The sequence below is a fragment of the Moorena sp. SIO4A5 genome (assembly GCF_010672005.1).
Lineage (GTDB): Bacteria > Cyanobacteriota > Cyanobacteriia > Cyanobacteriales > Coleofasciculaceae > Moorena.
In genome coordinates, this window is sequence record NZ_JAAHHZ010000276.1 from 1 (window position 1) to 6,157 (window position 6,157).

The following is a 6,157-nucleotide window of genomic DNA, read 5'->3' on the forward strand; positions in this document are numbered from 1 at the left end:
CTGCTCCCAGTAACAACAGTGATACATAAGTTCCTGCTTTTTTTAAGGGATTACGGGTGGTGTGATTAGATTTGGGGGTTTGATGGTCTACTAGCATAAGATTCTGTTGACAAAAGGGTAGATCGACTGGGACGCAGTGGGCTTGATAGTGGTTTTGAATCAGTTCCTGAATGACTGGGCTTTGATAATTGCTGGATTTACGCACTAAGTTTATTAAAACCGGGTTTATCTTGATCAATCAAAGGCTGAAATCGGTGTAATTACGTTAAGAAACCGGGTTTCTGCGTAAGTCCTATAATTTAATCTAGACATCTTCTGTTAATTTTCTGTGAGAGCAGTGTTTAACTTAGATTAAAATTATTGAGGGTTGGGACTTGAGAACAATCGGTAATAGAATTAGCTAGGGAAGCAGCCCTTTGCTTTGGGGGCTATAGCCTAGGGGCAAGCAGGGAGAAATAGTTCCTATCCAATATGATCATTAGTCTAGCGCATTCCCCTAGTAATGGAGGTTGACAATACTACCAATATGTGATGGGTTAACCGAACATCCATACACTTCTAAGATGAAATAGTGTCAGGAATCCTACCTATAGTGAGTTGGTAATGGATAATGGGTAATTGGTGATTCGCTAACTATTACTGATTACCGATTACTGATTACTTAGGAAGTGTGTTCAAGGGTAACGTCGTGTCAGTTAAATTCGGATTATGTAAGAGAAAATTGTTAAAATTTAAAACCAAATATTACCATATAATAGTAGAAAAAATAAGGAATATAAAAAATAATGTTTTTTAACAAAAAATTCTAATAATAAAAATTAGGTAGGTAAGGTATACTATATATAGCATCTGTTGTTGAGAAAAAAAAACTATACCAATCCGTGTAGGAATTGTGATAATTTTTGTTACCTTTTCCCTACTCCCTACTCCCTACTCCCAGATCCGCTGTTCCCAGATCCGCTGTTCCCTTTGGTATATAAATTGTAAGTTAAACAGATGGTGTTAAACTATGCAGGTTCATCGACTTCCAGCCCTTTCTGACAACTATATCTTCTTATTACACGACGCCAAGGGGAATATTGCTGCTGTTGTTGATCCAGCCGAGGCTAAACCAGTGGTACAGCGTCTGAGAGAACTGGATGCTGAATTAGTGGCTATTTTCAACACTCACCATCACATGGATCATGTGGGGGGAAATCGACAGTTGATGCAGCAGTTTCCAGATGTGTGTGTATATGGGGGAGCTGAAGACCGGGGTCGGATTCCTGGTCAACAGGTGTTTTTAGAAGAATGCGATCGCGTCGAGTTTGGTGATCGGATTGGTGAAGTCTTGTTCGTTCCCGGACACACCAGAGGACATATTGCCTACTACTTTCCCCCAGTAGTCCCTGGTGAAACCGGTGAACTCTTCTGTGGCGACACCCTCTTTGCAGGCGGTTGTGGCAGACTATTTGAAGGAACACCAGGCCAAATGGTAGAATCCATGAGCAAGCTAAGGGATTTACCAGATCATACACGAGTATGGTGTGCTCATGAGTACACCCTGAAAAATCTCCAATTTGCCCTGAGTGTCGATGGTCAAAACTCGGACTTACAAGGGAGATTTGCCCAAGTCCAAGAGGCGCGTCATCGTAAAGAGGCAACGGTACCCTCCCAGTTAGGGGTTGAAAAGCACACCAATCCATTTTTACGTTGGGAAGACCCTGCCCTACAGTCGGCTGTTCAGGCAAAAGAACCCGTTAAGACATTTGCACGGTTACGGGAGATGAAAGACCGATTCTAAGATTATTGATAAAGTCTTGATCAAGGGACATATTTCCTTGAGAATATGTCCCTTGATTAGTTGGACTATAATCAAGGTTGAGTTAATAAATTTAGTTAATCCAAGCAATAGAAAAAACCCATGCTTAGCGAATTGCAGCAGAGAAAATTGACCAGGTTGTTTAACCTGTACGATCAGCAAACAAACGGTGTTTTAACCCAAGCCGATTTTGAACGGATTACTGATAACCTTGCTGCGATCAGGGGTTGGACACCGGGGTCGCCATATTATGACAATCTTCTGGCTATTTACATGAGGATTTGGAATGGCGTGCAAAAATTTACCGACCAGAATCAAGACCAGCAAGTGACCTTGGATGAATGGTTGACTTATCACGAAAATGTCCTGAGTGACACCGACGGTAACGAAGCAGTAGTCAATGCTAAAGCGGCAGGGATTATTTTCCTATTAGATTCTGATAAAGACGATAAAGTTACTCTGGAAGAATACCGACAGTTTTTTAAGGCTTACGGTATTGACGACAGTCAAATTGAAGAAATTTTTGGACGCTTCGATCAGAACAATGATGGTTACATTGACAAACAAGAGATATTAGATCTAGTTACCGAATTCTATTACAGTCAAGATCCAGACGCTCCAGGAAACTGGATTTTCGGTTCCTACTGATGATTTAGTTTTGCCTATTGGCGGATATGTTATCCCCGAAAGGGTTTAACAAGAGTCGCGGAATTACCCAACCTACTGCGTAGAGGTTGGGGATGGATAGCGAACCGAGAACTTGAATTCAAAGTTTGACATTTTACTGCGAAATTTATATAATAAACAAGGTCGATAGTAAGGTTGAGGGCAGTGAAACATAAAGCCGTCAAAGTTAGAATCTATCCCACACAAGAGCAAGTCCAAGTATTAGCTCAGCATTTTGGATGTGCTCGTTGGTGGTGGAACTATGCCTTAAATCAGTGTATAGAAACTTACAAAGAAACAGGTTTTGGGCTAAAACAATCTGCACTCAACTCGATGCTGCCAAAACTTAAAAAGCAAAAAGAGACTGAATGGCTAAAAGATTGTTATTCTCAGGTTTTACAATCTGTGAGTCTAAATCTTAGTCGTGCATATCAAAATTTCTTTGAGGGCAGAGCCAAATATCCTAGATTCAAGTCATACCATCATCGTCAATCAATTCAGTACCCCCAAAATGTAAAACAAGTTGGTGACTGTTTAAAGTTCCCAGGAAAACTGGGCATTGTCAAAGCAGTAATTCATCGCCCATTAGATGGGGGAATAAAAACTGTAACAGTCAGTAGAGCCCCATCTGGGAAGTATTACGCTTCAGTATTGATGGAGTATGATTCTGTTGGCGCAGCCGTTCCTATGGAACTAAACGCCAAAGTATTTACAGAGGGAAAGGTTGTTGGTATTGATCTAGGAATCAAGGATTTTGCGATCACTTACGACGGCAACAAGACTTCTAAATTCAGCAATCCTAAACATTTAGCCAAATCCGAAAAGAAGTTAGCAAAAAAACAACGCATCGCTGCCAGAAAAAAGAAAGGCAGCAGTGGGAATAAAAAGGCGCGTCAAATTGTAGCTAAGGTATATGAACATATCGGAAATGTCCGCCAAGACTACTTACATAAACTATCCAGAAAAATAGTTGATAACAACCAAGTAGTAGTAGTTGAAAACCTGAATGTCAAGGGCATGGTTCGTAACCATAAATTAGCTAAGGCAATATCTGATCTAAGCTGGGGAACTTTTGTAAACTTCCTGTCTTATAAATGTGAAAAAGAGGGAAAAGTACTGGTTGAGATAGACCGATGGTTCCCTAGTTCCAAGACATGTTCTAATTGTCATTACCGAATAAAAGAGTTGCCACTAGATATAAGGGCTTGGATTTGCCCAAGTTGTGGGACTCATCATGATAGGGACGGTAATGCAGCAAAAAATATCAGAGCAGAAGGTATCAGAATGCTATCCTCCTCTGGGACGGGGGAGGTCAACGCCAGTGGAGAAGAAGTAAGACCAAGACGTGGACGCCCGTCCAAGTTAAGGCATTCTTCCGTGAAACTGGAAGCCCCAACCTCTACGTAGTAGGTTGGGGTAGTTCACAAAGTGTTTTAATTGACACCGAGCCCTCAGCCCTCAGCACTCAGCACTCAGCACTCAGCGCTAAGTTGCGATCGCTTACAAATTGTCGTAAGATGGAATGTTTGTCGAAGCATTATCCTTCACTCTAAACTATACCCGAAATTAAACACTATGGTAAAACGTGTACAAGTCGTTTTAAGCAAAGACGTTCATAAACTTGGAAAAGACGGTGATTTGGTAGAGGTAGCTCCCGGCTATGCTCGCAATTATCTGATTCCCCAAGGAATTGCAGTTAGGGCTACCTCTGGTGTTCTCAAGCAAGTTGAGCGGCGCAGAGAGCAAGAACGGCAGCGTATCCTCGAAATCAAGCGACAAGCTGAGTCGATGAAGACTGCTCTACAAACCATTAGCCGCTTTACTATCTCGAAGCAGTTGGGTGAAGATAATGCTATCTTCGGTACTGTTACCAGCCAAGACTTGGCAGATGCAATCCAAGAGTCTACGGGCAAAGAAATAGACCGCCGAGGTATTACTATCCCTGAGATTAGTCAACTTGGTTTCTATAATGCAGAAATTAAGCTTCATCCAGAAGTTACAGCCACTGTAGAAATTCATGTTGTTCCCAAATAAGTTAATTAATAGTTTGTTTAGTTTGTTGAGAGTTGACTGTTGATTGTATCATCCTGTCAACTCTCAATTAAACAACAGGTGCGACCCGTGATGGCGAGGTATTGCTCGCCATCACGGAAAGCGCACCTGAGGTGCTTAATTTGTTCAGATTGTATTAGTCAGGCTTTAGCTGTTCGCGTAGCTTGCGCGTAGCGCATTAGCTAATAGCACCTCAAGTAGCATGGGCTTTGGCTTCGACGCTGGGACATAGCGCATTAGCTGATAGCTGATAGCTGATAGCTGATAGCTGACCTTTACCCTGAACTCAATAGACGACTAGTTTACTATGACTCAAAAACCAGATTTTTCAGCGTTTGGTAACTCTATACCACCCCAAAATATTGATGCCGAGGAGTCTATTATCGGAGGAATTTTATTAGACCCAGAAGCCATGGGTCGAATTGGTGATTTCCTGAATCCGAAAGCCTTCTATGTCCGGATTCACCAAACCATTTACGAAGCTGCTTTATTACTTTATAGCCAGGGTAAACCGACGGATTTGATGAGTGTTACTACCTGGCTTTATGACAATGACTTATTAGAGAAAGTTGGGGGTCAAGCTAAGTTAGCTCAGCTAGTTGAACAGACGGTTTCAGCGGTCAATATTGACAGGTTCGCTAAGTTAGTGATGGACAAGTACCTGCGCCGTCAGCTAATCGAAGCCGGTAACGAGATTTTTAAGTTGGGTTATGAGACATCCTTGGAATTGGAAACGGTCCTTGACCAAGCGGAACAGAAAATTTTCAGTCTCACCCAATTGCGTCCTCAGCAAGGTCTAATCCCGATTTCTGAAACCCTAGTTCAAACGTTCCAAGATATAGAAAATCGTAATCAGGGTATTGATTTGCCTGGTATTCCATCAGACTTCTATGATTTGGATGCCCAAATTGGGGGGTTAAGTCCGTCTGACTTAATTATCATTGCTGGTAGACCATCAATGGGAAAAACTAGCTTAGCGTTAGGAATTGCTCGTAACGTAGCTGAAAAAATGCCAGTGGCAATTTTTAGCTTGGAAATGTCAAGAGAACAACTAGTGCAGCGGTTGTTAGCTAGTGAAGCGAAAATTGACAGTAACTTTCTCAGAGCTGGGCGCATTGCTCAAAATCAGTGGGCACCCTTGAGCGAAGCAATCGGTGTGTTATCAGATTTGCCTATTTATATTGATGATACCGCTAACCAGACTGTGATGCAAATGCGATCGCATGCTCGTCGTCTTCAAGCAGCCCAAGGGAGCCCATTGGGGTTAATTTTAATCGATTACTTACAGTTAATGGAAGGCAGTGGTAGTGAAAATCGAGTTCAGGAGTTGTCTCGGATTACTCGCTCTCTTAAAGGATTAGCTCGGGAACTGAAAGTCCCAGTGGTTGCTCTGTCTCAGTTAAGTCGAGCTGTGGAATCTCGCACCAACAAACGACCCATGATGTCGGATTTGAGAGAATCGGGTTCCATTGAGCAGGACTCGGATTTAATCATGATGCTTTATAGAGATTCTTATTATAATCCAGATTCACCAGATGGAGATACGGCAGAAGTCATCATTGTTAAAAATCGTAATGGTCCGACAGGAACGGTGAAACTTATCTTTAAACCTGGGTTAACCAAGTTCCTGAATATGGC

Annotated in this window: 5 protein-coding genes; all 5 read left to right on the forward strand. The window is 42.1% G+C overall.

Features of this window, described 5'->3' with window-relative positions:
- The first annotated feature begins 1,009 nt into the window (after positions 1-1,009).
- Complete coding sequence (gloB, locus tag F6K57_RS34790; RefSeq protein WP_293072529.1) at positions 1,010-1,783, forward strand: hydroxyacylglutathione hydrolase; 774 nt, start codon at positions 1,010-1,012, stop codon at positions 1,781-1,783.
- A 120-nt stretch (positions 1,784-1,903) separates the two neighbouring features.
- Positions 1,904-2,449, forward strand: coding sequence for an EF-hand domain-containing protein (locus F6K57_RS34795; protein ID WP_293036303.1), 546 nt, complete (start codon positions 1,904-1,906; stop codon positions 2,447-2,449).
- Between the two features lie 183 nt (positions 2,450-2,632).
- On the forward strand, positions 2,633-3,874 hold the full coding sequence (locus F6K57_RS34800; RefSeq protein ID WP_293072531.1) for an RNA-guided endonuclease TnpB family protein: 1,242 nt from the start codon (positions 2,633-2,635) through the stop codon (positions 3,872-3,874).
- 168 nt (positions 3,875-4,042) lie between these two features.
- Entirely contained in the window at positions 4,043-4,501 is a 459-nt protein-coding gene (rplI, locus tag F6K57_RS34805) for a 50S ribosomal protein L9 (RefSeq protein ID WP_075901951.1), read from the forward strand.
- Between the two features lie 325 nt (positions 4,502-4,826).
- Positions 4,827-6,157 (forward strand): replicative DNA helicase (gene dnaB, locus F6K57_RS34810; protein ID WP_293072533.1); only part of this gene is annotated, 1,331 nt, incomplete at its 3' end.